At 57.9% G+C, this 18,506-nt stretch carries 20 protein-coding genes, 2 tRNA genes and 1 pseudogene; 16 read left to right on the top strand and 7 right to left on the bottom strand.

What is annotated here, in order from left to right; translation table 11 throughout:
- Nucleotides 1–66: 66 nt before the first annotated feature.
- Nucleotides 67–660, top strand: a complete 594-nt coding sequence (gene pncA / locus ACR0D9_RS07900) for a bifunctional nicotinamidase/pyrazinamidase (RefSeq protein WP_480487026.1) — start codon at nucleotides 67–69, stop codon at nucleotides 658–660.
- Here the strand turns inward: pncA and ACR0D9_RS07905 are convergent.
- Nucleotides 657–1,190 carry a hypothetical protein gene (locus tag ACR0D9_RS07905; RefSeq protein ID WP_480484547.1) on the bottom strand — a complete coding sequence of 178 codons (534 nt, stop codon included), beginning with the start codon at nucleotides 1,188–1,190 and terminating at the stop codon, nucleotides 657–659. The genes pncA and ACR0D9_RS07905 overlap by 4 nt on opposite strands.
- Before the next feature lie 164 nt (nucleotides 1,191–1,354).
- Here ACR0D9_RS07905 and pncB point away from each other — a divergent pair, with 164 nt between their 5' ends.
- Nucleotides 1,355–2,647: a nicotinate phosphoribosyltransferase gene (gene pncB, locus ACR0D9_RS07910; protein WP_480484546.1), complete on the top strand. Its 1,293-nt coding sequence runs from the start codon at nucleotides 1,355–1,357 to the stop codon at nucleotides 2,645–2,647.
- A 57-nt stretch (nucleotides 2,648–2,704) separates the two neighbouring features.
- Here the strand turns inward: pncB and tnpA are convergent.
- Nucleotides 2,705–3,135, bottom strand: a pseudogene (tnpA, locus tag ACR0D9_RS07915) (IS200/IS605 family transposase).
- 54 nt (nucleotides 3,136–3,189) lie between these two features.
- Nucleotides 3,190–3,265: transfer RNA gene (locus tag ACR0D9_RS07920), tRNA-Thr, on the bottom strand.
- Nucleotides 3,266–3,503: 238 nt separating this feature from the next.
- Here ACR0D9_RS07920 and ACR0D9_RS07925 point away from each other — a divergent pair.
- The 3 genes from ACR0D9_RS07925 to arsJ are packed head-to-tail and all read left to right on the top strand — an operon-like array spanning nucleotide 3,504 to nucleotide 6,594.
- Nucleotides 3,504–4,337, top strand: a complete 834-nt coding sequence (locus ACR0D9_RS07925; RefSeq protein ID WP_480538306.1) for an arsenate reductase/protein-tyrosine-phosphatase family protein — start codon at nucleotides 3,504–3,506, stop codon at nucleotides 4,335–4,337.
- Nucleotides 4,334–5,332, top strand: coding sequence for an ArsJ-associated glyceraldehyde-3-phosphate dehydrogenase (locus ACR0D9_RS07930; protein ID WP_480482368.1), 999 nt, complete (start codon nucleotides 4,334–4,336; stop codon nucleotides 5,330–5,332). Before ACR0D9_RS07925 ends, ACR0D9_RS07930 begins: the two co-directional genes overlap by 4 nt.
- The gene (arsJ, locus tag ACR0D9_RS07935) at nucleotides 5,329–6,594 is read left to right on the top strand and encodes an organoarsenical effux MFS transporter ArsJ (RefSeq protein WP_480482370.1); all 1,266 of its coding nucleotides are present in this window, start codon (nucleotides 5,329–5,331) and stop codon (nucleotides 6,592–6,594) included. The genes ACR0D9_RS07930 and arsJ overlap by 4 nt, the downstream gene beginning before the upstream one ends.
- A 397-nt stretch (nucleotides 6,595–6,991) precedes the next feature.
- Here arsJ and ACR0D9_RS07940 read toward each other — a convergent pair whose 3' ends face one another.
- Nucleotides 6,992–7,582 (bottom strand): tyrosine-type recombinase/integrase, encoded by a 591-nt coding sequence (locus ACR0D9_RS07940; RefSeq protein WP_480482372.1) that lies wholly within the window; start codon nucleotides 7,580–7,582, stop codon nucleotides 6,992–6,994.
- Nucleotides 7,583–8,489: 907 nt separating this feature from the next.
- Here ACR0D9_RS07940 and ACR0D9_RS07945 point away from each other — a divergent pair.
- On the top strand, nucleotides 8,490–9,134 hold the full coding sequence (locus tag ACR0D9_RS07945; protein WP_480482374.1) for a helix-turn-helix domain-containing protein: 645 nt from the start codon (nucleotides 8,490–8,492) through the stop codon (nucleotides 9,132–9,134).
- Here ACR0D9_RS07945 and ACR0D9_RS07950 read toward each other — a convergent pair.
- Nucleotides 9,131–9,355 carry a helix-turn-helix domain-containing protein gene (locus tag ACR0D9_RS07950; RefSeq protein ID WP_456036516.1) on the bottom strand — a complete coding sequence of 75 codons (225 nt, stop codon included), beginning with the start codon at nucleotides 9,353–9,355 and terminating at the stop codon, nucleotides 9,131–9,133. The genes ACR0D9_RS07945 and ACR0D9_RS07950 overlap by 4 nt on opposite strands.
- A gap of 82 nt (nucleotides 9,356–9,437) precedes the next feature.
- Here ACR0D9_RS07950 and ACR0D9_RS07955 point away from each other — a divergent pair, with 82 nt between their 5' ends.
- From ACR0D9_RS07955 to ACR0D9_RS08000, 10 genes are all read left to right on the top strand, one after another.
- Nucleotides 9,438–9,719 carry a hypothetical protein gene (locus tag ACR0D9_RS07955; RefSeq protein ID WP_480487020.1) on the top strand — a complete coding sequence of 94 codons (282 nt, stop codon included), beginning with the start codon at nucleotides 9,438–9,440 and terminating at the stop codon, nucleotides 9,717–9,719.
- On the top strand, nucleotides 9,707–10,120 hold the full coding sequence (locus ACR0D9_RS07960) for a hypothetical protein (RefSeq protein ID WP_480538308.1): 414 nt from the start codon (nucleotides 9,707–9,709) through the stop codon (nucleotides 10,118–10,120). The genes ACR0D9_RS07955 and ACR0D9_RS07960 overlap by 13 nt, the downstream gene beginning before the upstream one ends.
- Nucleotides 10,117–10,275, top strand: coding sequence for a hypothetical protein (locus tag ACR0D9_RS07965; RefSeq protein WP_480482380.1), 159 nt, complete (start codon nucleotides 10,117–10,119; stop codon nucleotides 10,273–10,275). The genes ACR0D9_RS07960 and ACR0D9_RS07965 overlap by 4 nt, the downstream gene beginning before the upstream one ends.
- Nucleotides 10,276–10,451: 176 nt before the next feature.
- Nucleotides 10,452–10,769: a hypothetical protein gene (locus ACR0D9_RS07970; protein WP_480482382.1), complete on the top strand. Its 318-nt coding sequence runs from the start codon at nucleotides 10,452–10,454 to the stop codon at nucleotides 10,767–10,769.
- A 57-nt stretch (nucleotides 10,770–10,826) separates the two neighbouring features.
- A complete protein-coding gene (locus ACR0D9_RS07975) occupies nucleotides 10,827–11,630 on the top strand; it encodes a metallophosphoesterase (protein WP_480538310.1) in 804 nt (267 codons plus the stop codon).
- Between the two features lie 203 nt (nucleotides 11,631–11,833).
- A complete protein-coding gene (locus ACR0D9_RS07980) occupies nucleotides 11,834–13,444 on the top strand; it encodes a phage minor head protein (protein ID WP_480538311.1) in 1,611 nt (536 codons plus the stop codon).
- A complete protein-coding gene (locus tag ACR0D9_RS07985; protein ID WP_480538313.1) occupies nucleotides 13,441–13,770 on the top strand; it encodes a hypothetical protein in 330 nt (109 codons plus the stop codon). The genes ACR0D9_RS07980 and ACR0D9_RS07985 overlap by 4 nt, the downstream gene beginning before the upstream one ends.
- 455 nt (nucleotides 13,771–14,225) lie before the next feature.
- The gene (dcm, locus tag ACR0D9_RS07990) at nucleotides 14,226–15,452 is read left to right on the top strand and encodes a DNA (cytosine-5-)-methyltransferase (RefSeq protein ID WP_480538315.1); all 1,227 of its coding nucleotides are present in this window, start codon (nucleotides 14,226–14,228) and stop codon (nucleotides 15,450–15,452) included.
- 31 nt (nucleotides 15,453–15,483) lie between these two features.
- Nucleotides 15,484–15,921, top strand: a complete 438-nt coding sequence (locus tag ACR0D9_RS07995) for a very short patch repair endonuclease (RefSeq protein WP_480482394.1) — start codon at nucleotides 15,484–15,486, stop codon at nucleotides 15,919–15,921.
- Entirely contained in the window at nucleotides 15,918–17,288 is a 1,371-nt protein-coding gene (locus tag ACR0D9_RS08000; protein WP_480538317.1) for a type II restriction endonuclease, read from the top strand. Before ACR0D9_RS07995 ends, ACR0D9_RS08000 begins: the two co-directional genes overlap by 4 nt.
- A 216-nt stretch (nucleotides 17,289–17,504) precedes the next feature.
- On the opposite strand, the gene ACR0D9_RS08005 is transcribed toward ACR0D9_RS08000, so the two are convergent.
- A complete protein-coding gene (locus tag ACR0D9_RS08005) occupies nucleotides 17,505–18,044 on the bottom strand; it encodes a helix-turn-helix domain-containing protein (RefSeq protein WP_480487014.1) in 540 nt (179 codons plus the stop codon).
- A gap of 278 nt (nucleotides 18,045–18,322) precedes the next feature.
- A tRNA-Arg gene (locus ACR0D9_RS08010) sits at nucleotides 18,323–18,399 on the bottom strand.
- Between the last annotated feature and the right edge of the window lie 107 nt (nucleotides 18,400–18,506).

Consider the following 18,506-nt stretch of genomic DNA (forward strand, 5'->3'; position numbering starts at 1 on the left):
GCAAGGGATTGCATTGACGCCCCGGCCCCTGCCCCCTACCGATAAGGCAGTTATACGGAGGCCGCCATGACCCATGCCCTGCTTGTCATCGATGTCCAGAACGATTTCTGCCCGGGCGGTGCCTTGGCAGTGGCCGGAGGAGACGAAATCGTCGCGTCTATCAATACCATGATGGAGGAGTTCGACGCCGTGATCCTGACGCAGGACTGGCATCCGGCGGGGCATTCTTCCTTTGCCAGCTCGCACAAAGGCAAAAACCCGTTCGAGCTGATCGACATGCCTTATGGCCCGCAGGTGCTGTGGCCGGACCATTGCGTTCAGGGCTCAAACGGTGCTGCGTTTCACCCCGAGTTGCGCACTGATGGTGATTTGATCCTGCGCAAGGGGTTCCGCAGTGGCATCGACAGCTACTCCGCGTTCTTCGAAAATGACCATCAGACGCCAACAGGCCTGAAAGGCTATCTTGAGACCCGAGGCATCACCCGTTTGACACTGGTTGGATTGGCGACCGATTTCTGCGTTCACTATTCGGCTGTAGACGCTGCCCGGTTGGGATTCGATGTCACAGTCCGGATGGATGCCTGCCGCGCGATTGACATGGACGGATCACTGGCTGCCGCCGAGCAGGCCATGCGCGACGCCGGTGTTACGCTGACCTAAGGGGTCGCCCCGGCAGCCGCCAGCAGTTTGATCGTCACAAACAAAACAACGGCCAGCCCAAACGCCAGCCCGATACGCCCCGAAATAGAACGCCGACGGTCCGAAACAGGCTGCTGTGGCTGTGGCGGTGGTTTGCGCACCTGACGCGTGCGCACGATCCCGGCCATGGGCTGCGCCATCCGAATGTAATTCAGAAAATCCCACAGGTTGAACTCGCCGCAATATTCCCCCTGAACGCCGCGCGATTTTATGTTCTCAAACAGAGAACGCAGAATCCTGACCCGGTCCACCTGATCTTCGGCCGGAAACACACCGGGCACGATGCCGCTGTTCCGCGACTCGAGGCTGAACCCGGCATCCAGGAAAATCTTGCGGATTTTCGGCGATGTTCCCCGTAGCGCATCTGCTGTTCTGATGTCGCGAAACACCGCACACACTTGGCGTTCCACGTCAGAGTCTGACCCCAGCTTCTCCGGGTCAATTTCGTTCAGTGCTACATTAACAATATCAAAATCGTACTCGAGACCCATTCACAAACTCAGTTTCGTCTTTCCATCCCCTTCTCTCACTAACCGGCGAAAACAATGCACAATATGCCCGTATTGTGACGTCATGCTGGCATTGTCACCAAATCAGCGACTCTTGCCATTCCCGTTGTCGATTGATCTAACTACGGAAATCGCAGGAGTTCCCCATGGTCGACATCGCGACCCGCGTCTACAATCATAAATGGAAGATTGACCCGATTGTCCGGTCTTTAATCGACACAGACTTCTACAAACTGCTGATGTGCCAGTCAGTGTTTCGAAACAAGCCCCAAACAAATGTGGTGTTTTCCCTGATCAACCGGTCGAATCACGTGCCTTTGGCCCGTTTGATCGACGAAGGTGAGCTGCGGGAACAGCTGGATCATATCCGCTCGCTTAGTCTCAGCCGGGGGGAAAGCACCTGGCTGCGGGGCAACATGTTCTATGGAAAACGCCAGATGTTCCGTTCCGATTTCATGGAATGGTTCGAGAATATGCGCCTGCCGCCCTACCACCTTGAACGCAAAGGCGATCAGTATGAACTGACCTTCGAAGGCAAATGGCACGAGGTCATGTTGTGGGAAATTCCGGCGCTGGCGGTGCTGATGGAACTGCGCTCGCGCGCGGTGTTGAACGACATGCGCCGGTTTGCGCTACAGGTGCTATATGCCCGCGCGATGACCCGCGTATGGGAAAAGATCGAAAAGCTGAGCACGATCAACGGTCTGGGGATTGCCGATTTCGGCACGCGGCGACGGCATTCCTTCCTGTGGCAGGATTGGTGCGTGCAGGCGATGATCGAAGGGCTTGGCCCCGCGTTTACCGGAACCTCAAACTGCCTGATCGCGATGCGGCGTGAGGTTGAGGCCATCGGCACCAACGCGCATGAGCTGCCGATGGTCTATTCCGCGCTGGCCGACACCGATGCCGAACTGGCACAGGCCCCTTATGACGTTCTCAGCGATTGGCATGACGAACATGACGGCAATCTGCGCATCATTCTGCCCGATACCTACGGCACCAAGGGCTTTCTGGACAACGCACCCGACTGGCTGGCGGGCTGGACCGGTATTCGCATCGACAGCGGTGATCCGGCCACCGCCGCCGAGGTGGCCATCGACTGGTGGAAAGCGCGCGGTGAAGACCCGACCCAGAAACGGATCATTTTCTCGGACGGGTTGGATGTGGACAAAATCCAGGAATTGCATGCGCAGTTTGCCGACCGCACCAAAGTATCCTTTGGCTGGGGTACCTTGCTGACCAACGATTTCCGCGGTCTGGTTCCAAATGACTCGCTGGCACCGTTCTCATTGGTCTGCAAAGCCGTATCCGCCAATGGACGCCCGACGGTAAAGCTGTCGGACAACCCGGAAAAGGCGATGGGCCCGAAGGACCAGATCGAACGCTATAAGCGGGTGTTTGGCGTTGGCGCTCAGGAGGCGATCGAGGTGATTGTCTAAGCCAAGGCACAATATCAAACACTTATCCTCAATTCATATGATGCCGGGACTAAACGACTACAGATTGGCGTCGGCAGGATCGGCGATATGGTTTTCGAGGTATTGCAGCACGATGTTCTCGGTGATGGCGCCGTCGGTGGTTGAGAAATACCCCCAGCCCCAGAACCGGCGTCCACAGTAGCGGCTGCGCAGCGCGGGAATTTCCCGTTGCACCTTGTGAGACGAACGGCCCTTCATCTTGCGCACCAGACCCGAGATGGCAATCTTCGGCGGCACCGACACGAACAAATGCACGGGATCGCTCAACAACACCCCGCGCAAGATGTCGACCTCGTTCTCGTGGCAGACCTGACGGACGATGGCGCGCACCCGCAGGCGCACCGCACCGGTCAGCACCTTATAGCGATACTTGGTCGACCAGACGATATGGTACGGTGATAGAAAACGCAGTGCTTGCCAATATCATAACACGATTCTCCGCACTGAATCGGGCCCGACCGGAAGTCGAAGGGTTTGCGTCAAAGCGTGGATACTGAAACTTGTGGTGCCGCTGAAGGGACTCGAACCCCCGACCCCATCATTACGAATGACGTGCTCTACCAGCTGAGCTACAGCGGCGCCTTGAGTCATCCGAAACTGGTCTCTTCCGGATGAGATGGCTCATTTAAACTGTCAGCCTGAAGCCTGCAAGACCAGTTGTGTCCGTTCGGGCCTTTCCCCCCTTTTCACCAGAGGTTGTCGTCGAGGTATTGGGCCAATGATCAATCCATTGGGGCGAGCTTCCAGTTTGTGAAATTTTTGTAACGACGCAAAAGTCGTTTTGACTTCATACCTATAATTCCATAATTCATGAAATATGATAACAGAAGCAATTGATCAACTGACCATCCTTGGCCACCCACAACGTATCACCGTGTTTCGCATGTTGATGCGACGGTATCCCGACACTGTTTCGGCGGGGGAACTGGCGTCGGAACTGGGGATCAAACCCAGCACCTTGTCGAACTATCTCAACGCGTTGCAGCGATCCGGGCTGGTCAAGCAGGAACGCTCCGGGACGTCACTGCTCTATTCGATTGAGATGAAGAACGTGCAGCACATGTTCGATTTCCTGCTCGTGGATTGCTGCCGTGGCCGACCCGATCTTTGCATGCCCTTGGCCAAAGGGCGCGAAACCATGGCTGACCGAAAGTTCAATGTGTTGTTCATTTGCGTGGGTAATTCTGCCCGGTCGATCTTTGCCGAATCCCTTTTGCGGGATATCGGCGGGGATCGGTTCAATGTGTATTCGGCCGGCATACGACCGTTTTCCGAACTCAACCCGTTTGCAATTCGGGTTCTGCAAGACAAGGGGCACGATACTTCGGCGCTCCGCTCAAAGAATGTATCCGAGTTCTCGGGGTCGGGCGCGCCTGAAATGGATTTCGTCTTTACGGTCTGCAATCAGGCTGCGAACGAAGAATGCCCCGCCTGGGAAGGCCAGCCGATCAGCGGTCACTGGGGCATGGCGGATCCAGTCAAGGCAGAAGGCACCGATGCCGAGAAAAGCCTGGCCTTTCAAAACGCGTACGGCGCGCTGATGCGTCGGATTCAAGCCTTTACATCGCTGCCGATTGAAAGCCTGGACCGGATCGCACTGCAATCCGCCGTTGATGAAATCGCGCGGTCGCCACTTGAGGATGCACCATGACGACTTACGCTTTGAACGGCCTTGGCCGAATGGGGAAACTGGCCCTGAAGCCACTCTTGGAACAGGGGGCAAAGATTGCCTGGATCAACGATGCCGTCGGCGACCCCCAGATGCACGCGCATCTGTTGGAGTTCGACACCGTGCATGGGCGATGGGAAGCAGAATTCAGCTTTGATGCCGACAGCATCACTGTGAATGGAACCCGCCTGCCGTTCATCGGCACGAAAGACCTGAACACCCTACCGCTGGATGGCGTCGACGTCGTGATCGACTGTACGGGCGTGTTCAAGACCGAGGCCAAGCTGGCCCCGTATTTTGATGCCGGGGTGAAGAAGGTCGTCGTCTCGGCCCCGGTCAAAGACGGCCCGACGGCCAATATCGTTGTCGGTGTGAATGACGGCACATACGACCCCGCGACTCATAAAATTGTGACAGCGGCCTCGTGCACAACGAATTGCCTGGCGCCGGTGGTCAAGGTGATCCACGAGAATCTGGGAATCCGCCACGGGTCGATGACCACGATCCATGACGTGACCAACACGCAAACGATTGTTGATCGGCCCGCAAAAGACTTGCGGCGCGCACGGTCGGCCCTCAACTCACTGATCCCGACGACCACCGGTTCGGCCACCGCCATCACGCTGATCTATCCCGAACTCAAGGGGCGTCTGAATGGTCACGCCGTCAGGGTGCCGCTTTTGAACGCCTCGCTGACCGATTGCGTATTCGAAGTTGAGCGGGCCACCACGGTTGACGAGGTCAACGCCCTCTTCAAAGCGGCGGCTGAGGGTGATCTGAAGGGTATTCTGGGTTATGAGACCCGCCCACTGGTATCCACCGATTACACCAATGACAAACGCTCCTCGATCGTCGATGCGCCCTCGACCATGGTGATAAACGGGACACAGGTGAAAATCTATGCGTGGTACGACAATGAGATGGGCTATGCGCACCGCTTGGTGGATGTGGCGCTGATGGTCGGGTCCTCGCTGTGACCCAGCGGCCCGAAGGACTGTCGGCTTATGTCGCGGTCACGGCGGCTTATTGGGCCTTCATGCTGACTGACGGGGCGCTCAGGATGTTGGTGCTGCTGCACTTTCACACCATGGGATTCTCACCGGTTCAGCTGGCCTATCTGTTTGTGCTTTACGAGATTGCTGGGATCGTCACCAACCTGGCCGCAGGCTGGATTGCCGCCCGGTTCGGGTTGACGTCCACCCTTTATGCAGGATTGGGGCTGCAGGTGGTGGCGTTGCTTGCCATGACGCAGCTTGATCCGCACTGGACCGTTACCGCCTCGGTCAGCTTTGCGATGATGGTGCAGGGGGCAAGCGGAGTGGCCAAGGATCTGGCCAAGATGTCGTCGAAATCATCAGTCAAATTACTGGCCCCGGCCGAGGGCGGAGGGCTGTTTCGGTGGGTCGCGGTGCTGACCGGATCAAAAAACGCCGTCAAAGGGCTGGGTTTCCTGTTGGGCGCGGCCATGCTGGCCACGTTGGGATTCATGACGGCAATTCTGGCCATGGCGGCGGTTCTGGCACTGATCCTGTTCGCAGTTATTCTGTTCATGCCAGCGGGCCTGCCGAAGGGGCGAAAAGGGGCGAAATTCTCGGAAATATTGTCAAAATCCGCCAATGTGAACTGGCTATCCGCAGCGCGGGTCTTTCTGTTCGGTGCCCGCGATGTCTGGTTCGTGGTCGGCATCCCGATCTATTTCTATGCCGCCCTGTCGGACGGCACCGACGACGGCAACCGTTCCGCGTTCTTCATGATCGGAACATTCATGGCGCTGTGGGTCATCCTCTATGGCGCAGTGCAGGCCTACGCGCCAAAGATCCTTCGTGCGGCGGATCGAACCGAAGGCGATTTGATCCGCGCGGCACGTAATTGGGCGATTGTCCTTTTCTGCGTTCCTGCGGCTCTAACATTCGCCGTATCGCTGTCAAATGGGCCTGAAACCTGGCTGACCACAACGCTTGTGGTTGGGTTGCTGATCTTCGGAGCGATATTTGCGGTGAATTCATCGCTGCATTCCTATCTGATCCTGGCCTTCACCCGGTCCGAACGCGTGACAATGGACGTCGGATTTTATTACATGGCAAATGCAACAGGCCGGCTGATCGGCACGGTTCTGTCCGGCCTGACCTATCAGATCGGAGGATTGCCAATGGTCCTCGGCACCGCGTCCGTGATGTTGGCCCTTGCTGCGCTGACTTCATGCAAACTGACAGACCAAACCTCCGACGCACTGACGTGACCGTTTTTGAACGAAACCTCATTGACTGAATCGCCCTCGCCATGATTGGTAGCGATCTGATCGGCGGGGCTGCGCAAGGTTATAGAAAATCGAATGGCGCGAATTTTACATGTTTCGGCATATGCCTTCGCAATGTTCAGTAAACCATGACGACTCCGCTGGCCGCTGAATCCCGGTATCCGACATATTATCCTGTATTTTTGGTGACCCCGGCAGGATTCGTACCTGCAACCTGCCCCTTAGGAGGGAGTTATTCATCTTTGATTTCCTTCTTTGTTTTCCGTTTCTTAAGTGATTTTGGCTTTGCCGCTTGTACAGGCTTCGTACGAAAACGCGCCCTGATGGCGGCTTCGTCGGTCTCTGCATGGGCATAGATACGCATCGGCAGATTGGGATCTTACCACCGCCCTGCCCTGGCTGCTGTCACTGGGTCAACGCCCTGCCGGACCACCAGTTCTGTGAAAAACCCATGCCTCCCGGCGGGGTGCGCCGAAAGGTATGGAATGCCCGCACGCTTGCAGATCGTCTTCCAGCGGTTGTTAGAGCCGGTCGAGCTGCCGTAACCAAAAACACGGGGAGACAGGAGCTGTCCGGTTTTCAGGTTCTTGGGCCGCTTCGGCTGCAAGGCCTCAAGCTCAGCCATCATTTCGGGAGAAACTGCAATCCAGCTTTCGGCATGGCCTTTCTGAGCCTTGATACGAACCTCGCAGGTTTCGGGTCTCAGATCGTCCGGCTCAATTGAAATCGCCTGGTCAATGCGCGCTGCCGTCTCAAACATGAAGCGCGCCATCGCGGCATTGTAGGGATCGGCCGCCGCGCAAAACGCCTCGATCCATTCGCGCGTTGCCGGGATGCGCTCAACTCGGCTGGTTTTCTGCCTGCGCTGATCTTGGGCAATCCGCTCGAACTTGTCATACCGTTTAACCCGCAGGAGTGGCGTCCCCTTGAATTCGTGCGCGTTGTTGATGACCGCGCGCGCCGGAGTCACGATCTCGCGCCACCAAGTATCTGTGCAAGCCTTCGGTTTCAGTTTGGGTCCAAGGCTCTTGAGTAGCGCCCCCGTGATCGCACCGAGAGGCAAGTCCCCGATTTCTTCCAGTATCGGCAGGAGCTGCTTCGCCGTTTGGGGCGACGGGAGATAAATCTCAACGGCGTCAGCAAATCGCAAGGTGTGTTCTTCGCCGATGACATGCTTACGGATCTGAAGTTCCGTTTCATCCCTTATCCAGTCCCTTGCGCAGCCTCAGTAGTCGCTCGCGTGCTTTTGCGATATGGACCGGCGATCGGTCGACCGTTGTATTCGATCCAGCCCTTGACCCAGTAGACCGATCCGCGTTGGTAGGGTTCGAGCGGCATCCTTGGCTCTACATCAAAATTCTGTCGAGTTGCGATGGGGTGATAATCAACGCATTTCCAATCTTGAATCGTGCACCCAGCCGATTTGCCTTCTCTCGAACCGTTCGTTCGGTAATCCGGATCCCACGGCTGACCAACACCTCGACCCACTGGTCCGGTGTCTTGCCCGTTGCCAGAATTTCCGAACCGAAAGAGGAGCCGGGCGCACCATTCATCTTTATTGGCCCATCGCTTTCTGTGACGACTTGATCAGCGCTTCGAGGTGCTCGGGTGTCAGCTACATCAAACGACCGATATTGTAGAAGTTCCCGGTCCTGTGCGCCTTTTCCCGGATAAGCCGGGGCGAAACATGCACGCCGTGTTCGCGCAAGCTCACGCTCCACGCCTCTGGTGTCTGACTCTGCGTTAGAAGCTCCGACATTTCTCCACCTGCAATCTTCGTAAACTCTTGCAAGAAGTTGCAGGCCATAGGTAAGAAGTCACGCGACAGTACAAATATTCTACATTTTCGGAACATATGTTCCGAAATCAGGAGTGCCATGCCGTTTGTTCCGCAGAAACCGCCTACACCTGAAGAAGAAGAGCAGGCCAAACGCGAGCGAATGAAGCAAGATTTGCTCGATTACAGGCGGGCATATCATTCCCCTGTGTCGCCTCTGCACGAAAACTTGCGAACCCTTCGAATCAACCGACAGCTAAAGAAACAGGATATGGCTGATCTGATGGGGATCACGCCGCGCACATATTATACCTATGAAAGTGGCGCGCGGCCTGTTCCTTCAGACTCACTTGCTAGGCTCGCAACCATGATCGACGTCGATCTGGATATGCTCCTAATGGGACGTTCTCTCAAGCCGACACCACAGATCATTGAGAGTGCAATCGACGACCTCATGAAAATCCTTGAGTTTCTGGATCGCGAGTATCCAACCATGGATTGGAAGACCCGGATGAAAGTTGCTCGACATGCCGTCATGGCTGATACAGGTGACTGGCCCCGCGTGGATCCCGAGATGATCCGTGGATCAGTTAAAGTCCTTACCAGGTACAAATTTCATCCGGAAAATCTCCCCCAACCACCTAATCCTGACGACTACGGCGATGATGATCGACCGCACGGTTATGAACGGGACATGGCTGCCTGGCAGGCCATTGTTGATCAAGATCTTGGAGACGACACCTAAGGCTTCAGCAGCGTCCAAGCCTCAACGCCGAACCCCTCGGCCACCCGATACAGGTTGTCGATCGAGATGTTCTGTTCCGAGCGCTCGACCGCGCTGAGATAGGTTCGGTTCAGCCCGGCCTCGTTCGCCAGATACTCCTGCGACCAGCCACGCTCGGCGCGCAGCTTGCGCATATTGCGCGCGACGATGTCTCGCAGGGGGCTCTTGGGCGTCGTTTTCATGCACAATGCTATTGTGCTTTGACGCTTTTAAATCTACCTGTTTTAACATACATTCGACGAGTTGGAGAGTACCCATGCCCCAATGCCCCACTGTATGACCGAGATCCACGAAGAGGCACGGGTTTGCCCGTCCTGCGGCGCAAAGAAGGGCGTTCTGGGCGCGGGGTTCACTGGGCGCTACCTGAAGGTTCGGGCTGGTATCGTGGCGGCGATTGGCCTGCTGCCGCTCCTCGTCGGGCTTGGCTTTCTTGTCACAGGCGACGTCATTGGCTTCATGCTGCTGGGTGGGCTTGCCGCCATACCTTTCGCCATCGCTGCCGGAATCTTTGTCGCATCGGAGGGGCGCGAAAAATGGTATCGCTGAACCTTCACGATCCGGACGGCGTGCAGCGCCGCTTGCAGGCCTTTCTTGTCCAGTTCACCGTGCCGCATTGGGTTACGCAGACCCAGACCAACGCCACGATTGAGGATCAGGAACGCGCCGCAGGGGGGCTGGACCTCGTTCTGGATATCCTGCTCGATGCGCAGCTCGGGCTGGAGGCCGATCTGGTTCCTGCCGATCAAGAGCAATTCTGGCACAGCCCGCGCTGTTTGCACGCGCCGGAAACGGGGGCGCAATTCGATATCCGCGTGGGTGCGCGCGGCGGCTATGGTCCGCGCGTCACGGCGGGCAACGCTGTGTTCACCGATAACGCAATAAGCTTTGAGGCCCTGACCATGGCACTGCGCAGCTTCGCTGCCCTGCACCGCGAGGCCACCGCATGAGCGAGCAGAAGCACACCTCTTTCTACATCAGCGCCGAGGGCCACAAGGCTCTGCGGCTGGAGGTGATCAAACGCGGCCTGTCGATGAGCCAACTCATCGCCCGCGCGCTGGCCGATGCGGGGGTCGATATTCCGGCAGAGGATTTGAAGAAATGAAAACGCTGTTCACCGCCGCGCTGATCGCGCTCGCCAGCCCTGTCATGGCCGGGGGCTGATATTTCGAGGCATCACTGGAAGGCGGGGCCGAATTCTGGACCTTCACCAATGCGACGGGCGATGTCAGCCCGCGCCGCCAGACGGGGGATGAAATCTGGCTCATACGCTCGGACGAGGTGAGCGAGCTGGGGCCGGACGGGGCCTGCACCTTTGACAACTGCGCCGTGAAGGTGCTGCCAGGCGGGCAAGTTCCAGAAGCGCGGGAACGGGTGCAGCTCACCTTCTCGAACGGCGAGATGCTGGACTTCGAGGCGCGCGGCGGCGAGATTCTGTTCGACAACTATTCCGCCGCAGGCATGGGCGCGACCGCGCTGTTCGTCGAAAACATCCGCGCGGCGGAATGGGCCGAAGTCGGCTTTGGCGGGCTGGCGCACAGGTTCAGCCTTGCCGGATCGGCTAAGGCGCTGGATGCAATCAGGGTGTATCTGCAATAGGCGTGCGATGGAGATATAGGGCGATAGCACTATCACACGATCAAATGAGGGCGCGGTATGGCGCGGTTTCTGGTCTGGAGCGACCTGCATGACGAATTTTGGGGCGGCTTCGACCTGCCTGACCTGTCCGCGCCGGTAGACGGGGTTCTGATCGCGGGCGACACGCACACGCGGGGACGGCATCTGCAAATCCCCGCAAGCGCGGCACGGAAGTATGGCTGCCCGGTCGTGGTGATCTGGGGCAATCATGAACCCTATGGCTCGGTCTGGGCGGAACTGTTGACCGAGGAGGAGCGCCAGCTTACCGAACTGCGCGCCGAAGGCCTCGACGTCCGCGTTCTGCATGGGGCCGAGACCGAAATCGCGGGCGTCCGTATCATCGGCGCGACGCTCTGGACGAATCCGCAACTCTATCCAGAGTTCGACGACCTCGCGCGGATCATGGTCTCGGCCTACATGCAGGACTACCATGCCATTCACACCGCGCCCGATACCCGCTTTACCATCGACGACATGCTGGAACGTCATGCGCAGGACAAAGCTGCAATCCTCGCCGCCCTGCGTGCCCCATATGATGGCCCGACCGTAGTTATGACCCACCACCTGCCGCTGCGCGAACTGACCACCCCGTGGCGCACCATCGGCGGCCACGAGAAGCGCGCGATGAACAACGGGTTTGCCTGCGACCTCTGGGACGAGATCCGGGGCTTCGACATCGACACATGGATTTGGGGGCACAGCCACGAGGGAGAGAGCCGGAGATTCGAAAGCGACCACGGACCGATCCGCTTTGTCACGAACCAGCGGGGATATCCAGGTGAGGAGGTGGCGTTCGATCCGGCCTTTGTGCTGGAGGTCTGAGAGTGTCAGGATAGGGCGATAGCGCTATCCCGCTGCCGCATGATCGCTTCGAGCCTATTTTGTCGGATGCTGCGTCGTGCATGAATGTCTGGCTCCAATGCAAGCAGGATGCGTTGCTCTCCGCAAAAAAGTTGCGAACGGTAGTCTTGGGCTTTCTTTACCAATTGTGAATAGAACATTTCCGGCACGCTTTCGGAGATTCCATGCAACACAGTTTCAGCCACTTCTTAAGGCACGGCGGTGACAGCAAGTACGAGATCGCGCAGCGACACGGTCATCTGATTGGCCGCCGCGTAGGATTATCGCTCAAGTCGACATTTCCTAACTACACAGCTCTACGGGCCGATTTCAGCGAACGCCTCGACCAGGTGATCTCCGAAAACACTCGGATGCTTCTGAACGCGCTGACCCCGCCTGACACAGTGCCAATTGTCTCCGAAGCTGAATTGCGGGATGTGTCAGATGCAAAGTCAGAAGCGCTCGACGCCTGGGACTCGCGCCTTGAGATAATTTTCGGCGAATACCAAAACCATCCGCAACGGTTGCGGCCACTGCGCACAGACATGGAAGAACGTCTCGTTCGGGCTTTTGCGGGAGTAATAAATCGGCTTCGGCAGGAAAGCTTGGGGATTCAGCAATACATCTGGCGCTCGCGAGATGATGCCAAGGTGCGCGACAGCCATGCGGCCTATGACGACCGCGTTTTCCGCTGGAACAATCCACCGGAGGGCGGGTATCCCGGCGAGGCACACAATTGCAGGTGCTATGCCGAGCCAGTGTTGCCGGGCGTTCAGAGCAATGTGGTACTCGCTGACTTTGCACCCACGGCAAATGGTGTCCCCGCTCTCGATCTGACGGAGGCGATGCGTGGCTTGCGCGCTCTGACGGGCGTCGGCGCGGCGCTTCTTGCGTCTGATGCGCTGCAAAACTGGACGCAAGCCATGCGTGATAGGCGCGTGGACGATGCTGGCGCGCGACTGGGGGTCGATGTAACAACTGTAGAAGGTCGCCTGGCGGCGACAGCCTATGCCCTCGTGCAGGAAGGGATTAGCACCGGCGAGTATCCGGTCCTGCCCAAGACCCCCGAATTCGCACGAATAGGGGCCGAAGCGGCAGCGCTTTATGAGTTGCTAAATCCCGGCACCATTCTTGATACGGGCGTTGGCGGTGATCCCGCGAAACAGCGCGCTTTGCAGGATTTCATCGCAGCCGCCGGGGCAGCGTTCGCGCGCGGTGAACTGCGGCTTCAGGATGGGGAACTGGCGCAAGGCTGGGTCGAAGTCTTTCCTGAGCTTGCGGAGGATGAACGCCGCTTGGGGCAACTGCCGGGCTTCACTCCGGAACGGGTCGAGCAATGGCTTGAAACCTATCCGATTGAAGAGCTTGGCCTGCCGAACCACACCGGATCGCCAATTCCTGATGATCCGACCGACAACATTGTCTCAACGCCGATCCCGGAAGAGGCGGGGCCGAATATTGTCGAAGCCCGACCTGGGGCCACAACGACACCTGGCGGCAACAGAATTCTGCCCCACGGTGGCAAAGGGGGCGGGCGAGAATATATTGGCCTCAAAGGCCACGATGTTGAGCAAATTGACGAGATCATCGCCAATCCTCGTCCAGATCTGAGTGGTATCGTTGAAGGGCGCGGCAGATACAAAGGGCAGGATATGACCCTGTTGACAGGCCAGGATGGCCATTGGGTTCTTCTTGACCCCGATGGTAACGTCTTCGCTGTAAGCAATCGTAATCTGCCGCTTGGGCACAAAGAGAACCAACCGGACGACATCATCCGTCCTCTGGAGGAGCAATGAATACACGGTTTGAAGACCTGATAGAGCAGGCACAAACAGGGGCAGGCACTGAATGGATTTCCGAAGCCGAGCTTCTGGACTTCAACGAATATCTTGCCACGCGCGGCTTTGGCATTTCAAGAATGGAGGTCGCACAGGCAGCCGGTGGGACCGTCAAGCGAAATTTCGGCTACGGCATCTTGCCTGCCCCAATCGGCGACGACTCCGAACACTGGCTCAATCATTTCGATCCCCAACGTTCCGCCGCATATGTTCGCGAAACTGTTCAGTTTGCCAAAGAAGACGGCGCCCTGTTCGACTACAAGGTTTGGGCCGAGCAGCCTTAAATCACCGAGAAGCTTGGTCAAAAAACATACGTTTCTGCCCTGCCAACCCTGAGCCGCCATTGGTGCGATCGCAGAGAAACGAGGCTTTGTCTGCATTTCTGCCGTCTAACACTTCTAGCTGGGCTGATCTTTGAAGCTGCACTTCCGCCAACTGAACTGCCACTATGATGCTTTTGGGGACAAGCGCTGACGCCCGCCAGAAACCCCACAATCGCTCGATCCTTGGCGTCTCGCTCATGTAGATTTTCCGGCTCCCGTTGCACACACCGGCCCTGCCTGACATCGCCCCCCACATGGCAGGGATAGCGACTGCCGCCCCGTAGGGGTATGGGCTTAAGCGGAGCACTCAAGTTCGCCTGTCCGCAAACAAAGCCACCTGATTTCGTCGTTTGTTCTTGATTAAGGTGACTCATGTAGACATTGTGTCAGAAAAATTCCCAGAGGGGCGATGACACATGCAGGCTGACTTTTCGACTCTACTGGCGCAGGCCGGATACACTGTGCCAGAGGCCGCGCGCGTGCTTGGCTATTCTGAAGGCCACATCTATCGCTGGAAGCGCGGTGAGGAAATCCCCCGTGAAAGCGTGATCCGCCTGCTGAACATGGAGATCGAGCGGCGGCGCGATACGGGCGATGCGGAAAAGACCGTTACCTTCATTGATCTCTTCGCCGGGATCGGCGGGCTGCGGCGGGCTATGGAGAGTGCGGGCGGGCGCTGCATCTTCACCTCTGAATGGGACAAGTACGCCCAGCAGACCTATATGGCGAACTTTCCCGACAACCGGCTTCCGGTGGGCGATATCCGGGAAGTCGACGCCGAAGACATCCCCCGGCATGACGTTCTGGTTGCGGGCTTTCCCTGCCAGCCCTTCTCGATCGCCGGTGTGTCCAAAAAGAATGCGCTCGGCCGCGCGCATGGCTTTGAGGATGAAACCCAGGGAACGCTCTTCTTCGATGTGCTGCGCATCCTGATGCATCACCGCCCTGCGGGTTTCATGCTGGAAAACGTCAAGAACCTGAAAAGCCACGACAAGGGCCGGACCTTCGAGGTGATCCGCCGCAAGCTGACTGAGGAGCTGGGTTACACGCTGGAGACCCGGATCATTGATGCCGGGCATTTCGTGCCGCAGCACCGCGAGCGGATTGTGATGGTCGGCTTCCGTGAAGCGACCGGGTTCAGCTTTGATGACGTGCAACTTCCGACTTACGGCACCAAACGGATGCGCCATATTCTGCATCCCGAGAATGGCACGGAACAGCCAGAGGGCCATTTCACCGTTGGGTCGGATGCGGCGGTCAGCGACAAATACACCCTGACCGACAAGCTCTGGGCCTATCTGCAAGGCTATGCCGCAAAGCATAAGGCCAAGGGAAACGGTTTCGGCTTTGGCATGGTGGACGGGGACAGCATCTCGCGTACGCTTTCGGCCCGCTATTACAAGGACGGCTCTGAAATTTTGGTCAGCCGGGGTGAAGGCAACAACCCGCGCCGCCTGACGCCACGCGAATGTGCGCGCCTGATGGGCTACCCGGATGACTTCCGGATCCCGGTCTCGGATACGCAGGCCTACAAACAGTTCGGCAACTCGGTCGCGGTGCCTGTCTTTGCCGAGGTGGCAAAGGTGATGGCTCCGCACATCCTCGCGCTGACGAGAGCTGAACCGCTCAAAAAAGTTGGCTGACGTTCACGACAACAAGACCCGCAGCCGGAATATGGCGGCGATCCGTGGCGCTGATACCAAGCCTGAAATGCTGATTAGGCGCGGGCTTTATGCCCGTGGTTTTCGTTATCGGCTCCATGATCGAAAACTGCCGGGTAAGCCGGACATCGTGCTGCCAAAGCACCGTGCCCTGATCTTTGTGAATGGCTGCTTCTGGCATGGCCACGACTGCCCGCTCTTTCGATGGCCCGCAACGCGGAAGGAGTTCTGGCGCACGAAGATCACCGGCAACATCGAGCGGGACGCCCGGAATATCGACATGCTGATCGCGTCAGGCTGGCGTATCGCGATTGTCTGGGAATGTGCGCTGAAGGGACGTGGCAGGTTGTCGCCGGAGGTGGTGATTGACTCCCTGGCCCGATGGATATGTTCTGGTGACCAAAGGCTGACTCTTGAAGGCCTGAACACGAAAACAGGCGATTTGAGTTGAGCGAGCAAGGTATTTTCGATTTTGAGGGTGAAGGCGGCGGGCAGGCTGGGCTTCTGACGGACCTTCTGAGCCGGGCCGAACGGGTTCTGGTCAAGAAGCTTTCGAACAATGACCGGGACTGGGCGCGCTATGCCAACAAGCACCAGGCTGGGGTCTATATCCCGGCGGAACAGCGCGAGGGCGGGTTCTTTCCGCCGCTGGAGGTCAAGGCGCGCAAAGACCCGGATGCGGCCCCGATCCGGGAGGCCTGGTTCGAAACGCTCTGGCCGCAGGCTTCGGGCGATGCGCAGGCCAAACGCACCCGGATTGTGCATTACACGAGCAAGGGCCCTGAGACGCATATGACGCGCCTGCCGAAAGAGTGCTTTGAGCAGCTTTCGCCAGCCTCTTTCCTCGTGATGGGGCGGTATCGGCAGGGTGAAAACACCGTCTATGAATGCCTGACCATCGATTCCGCCAGCGATGAAGCCGACCTGCTACTGATGCATCTCGATATCACGCCGGATTTTCTGATCGGTGAGTTTGAGCCCGCCGTGATCCGGGCACGGGAACAAGACCGCGTTCTGGACTTCGCGGAAGAGCTGATCGCGGCCTGGAAGGCCGGTACGATCGTCGAATTCGGCCGCTCTCGTGCGGCCATGCCTAAACCCCTGGAACTGGCCGGGCTGGCGCGCGCCCGTTACCTGGAAATCCACGGTCTGGACTGCCTAGATCCTTTTGCCATCGAGCGCCCCGGTGATGCGCTCCGTGAAATCAGCCGCAGCATCGAGTGGGATATGTTCCGCGACTTCCAGCGCCGCGAGCGGGCTGTCGAGCTGGTGCGCATCGTCTTGGGTGACAAGCCACGCGACATGACCGTCGCAGAGATCATCCGGCAGCTGATCAATGAACTGCCCCGGATTGACGCGCTGATGCTGTCTGCCAGCCAGCAGCGGAAATCACGGGCGGGCTATTCCTATGAACACCATATCGAGGCGATGCTGAGCGGCGGGAAGATCCCCTTCGAAAAGCAGGTGGTCATCGAAGCGAAGAAGCGCCCCGACTTCATTCTTCCCTCGCTGGGCTTCATCAGCAGCGGTGAAGTCCTCGCCGCGACAGGCCTGATACTGAGCGCCAAAACCACCCTGCGCGAACGCTGGAAACAGGTCGAGCGTGAGAAGGGTGAACGCAGGCTGTATCTCACCACGGTCGATGAGAATATCGCGGGCAACGCCATTCAGGACATGGCGGGCATCGGCGTCCAGCTCGTAATCCCCGAGAGCCTGATGGACGCCAAAGAAACCGAATATGCCGGGCACGCGAATGTGCTGACCTTCCGGCGGTTCTGCGATGAAGTGGTGCAGCCGAACTTGGCGGTTTGGGCGTAGTGCGATGGCCGGTTGTTTAGGCATGAAGGGCGGGAAGACGTCAATCGCTGCAAACGCATGAGAGCCGGTAGGCATCCAAGGGCACGGCACTCTGGAGGACGGGCCAGGATCAAAACTAGGCACCAAGGCCTCCGAGGTTGCATCTCAAGGCAAGTGAACGGCCCACCACCCACTATTTAATTTCCAACGCCCACTGTGAATTCATAAAGCGAATAGTCAGACATGTGAAGACTGACAGGGCCCTTGGCGGTTGAGCGCGGCTATTGCACCCTCGAAGCACAGCCTGCGAATGTCTCCGAACAGCTTTTTGATCCGGGCGCGCAGCCGTTCGGCCTCCTCCTCTTCAAAGGTCGCCATTCGAGCCGCCGCCTGAATCTCGGCGGCACGCGCAATCAGGGGCGCGAGGTTGATCCCGAATTCGTGGCCGATCCTGCCATCTCTTCGGGAGCCTACGCGGCGACTGTGATCGGAAGCTGATTTCGCCAGAAAGCCCCGCTCAATTAAACTAGCCTCGATCCGTGCGACCTGCCGCCGGTCAAGCCCGGCCTGCGATGCGGTTTTCGTTATCGAAATCCAGAAACCGCAAATCCGGCCAGCAACGTAATCTTCATCCATTATGTTGGAGATCGCGACCTTCAGATAGGCGATTGCGCCCTTGCTGAGTCCGAGCTGCCGCCGGGCTCTCTCGATCAATCCAAAGAACTGCCAGCGCGTCATGCCCTCCGGGAGGCCACCATGCGTAAGATGCTGCGTCATGACAGCACCTCTTTTCTGGACGGCATCTCTCTGGTGATGCTATAAGCGTCGGGAAAGTCGGATACTTTCACATGCACTTTGACCCCGGTTTCGGTTGCCGCCGAGCCGGGGTTTTCATTTGGGCTGCACCTGGCCGCAGCAGCGTGAAGAGCGGATATCTGTACAGGTTTTGTACAGACGAAGCCCGGATTCCGTCCGAAATGGACCGGAAAATCATGCAAACTGCTGCATGAAGCTCCAAGGTTAATCCGGCAGTCATTTGATTTTAAATAAGAATTTGGTGACCCCGGCAGGATTCGAACCTGCAACCTGCCCCTTAGGAGGGGGCTGCTCTATCCAGTTGAGCCACGGGGCCGTGCCAGGCTCTCTGTAACCGGGATTTTCCGGGTTGTCATCGCCTTTGCACAATTGTTGTACACACTGACCTGTTCACGCTACCATCGGACAAAACAACAACGCAGG

It is taken from the genome of Ruegeria sp. AK11, from assembly GCF_056541095.1.

Coding starts and splice junctions, on each gene's coding strand:
- pncA (WP_480487026.1), top strand. CDS start 67: ATGACCCATGCCCTGCTTGTCATCGATGTCCAGAACGATTTCTGCCCG.
- ACR0D9_RS07905 (WP_480484547.1), bottom strand. CDS start 1,190: ATGGGTCTCGAGTACGATTTTGATATTGTTAATGTAGCACTGAACGAA.
- pncB (WP_480484546.1), top strand. CDS start 1,355: ATGGTCGACATCGCGACCCGCGTCTACAATCATAAATGGAAGATTGAC.
- ACR0D9_RS07925 (WP_480538306.1), top strand. CDS start 3,504: ATGATAACAGAAGCAATTGATCAACTGACCATCCTTGGCCACCCACAA.
- ACR0D9_RS07930 (WP_480482368.1), top strand. CDS start 4,334: ATGACGACTTACGCTTTGAACGGCCTTGGCCGAATGGGGAAACTGGCC.
- ACR0D9_RS07945 (WP_480482374.1), top strand. CDS start 8,490: ATGCCGTTTGTTCCGCAGAAACCGCCTACACCTGAAGAAGAAGAGCAG.
- ACR0D9_RS07950 (WP_456036516.1), bottom strand. CDS start 9,355: ATGAAAACGACGCCCAAGAGCCCCCTGCGAGACATCGTCGCGCGCAAT.
- ACR0D9_RS07955 (WP_480487020.1), top strand. CDS start 9,438: ATGCCCCACTGTATGACCGAGATCCACGAAGAGGCACGGGTTTGCCCG.
- ACR0D9_RS07960 (WP_480538308.1), top strand. CDS start 9,707: ATGGTATCGCTGAACCTTCACGATCCGGACGGCGTGCAGCGCCGCTTG.
- ACR0D9_RS07965 (WP_480482380.1), top strand. CDS start 10,117: ATGAGCGAGCAGAAGCACACCTCTTTCTACATCAGCGCCGAGGGCCAC.
- ACR0D9_RS07975 (WP_480538310.1), top strand. CDS start 10,827: ATGGCGCGGTTTCTGGTCTGGAGCGACCTGCATGACGAATTTTGGGGC.
- ACR0D9_RS07980 (WP_480538311.1), top strand. CDS start 11,834: ATGCAACACAGTTTCAGCCACTTCTTAAGGCACGGCGGTGACAGCAAG.
- ACR0D9_RS07985 (WP_480538313.1), top strand. CDS start 13,441: ATGAATACACGGTTTGAAGACCTGATAGAGCAGGCACAAACAGGGGCA.
- dcm (WP_480538315.1), top strand. CDS start 14,226: ATGCAGGCTGACTTTTCGACTCTACTGGCGCAGGCCGGATACACTGTG.
- ACR0D9_RS07995 (WP_480482394.1), top strand. CDS start 15,484: ATGGCGGCGATCCGTGGCGCTGATACCAAGCCTGAAATGCTGATTAGG.
- ACR0D9_RS08005 (WP_480487014.1), bottom strand. CDS start 18,044: ATGACGCAGCATCTTACGCATGGTGGCCTCCCGGAGGGCATGACGCGC.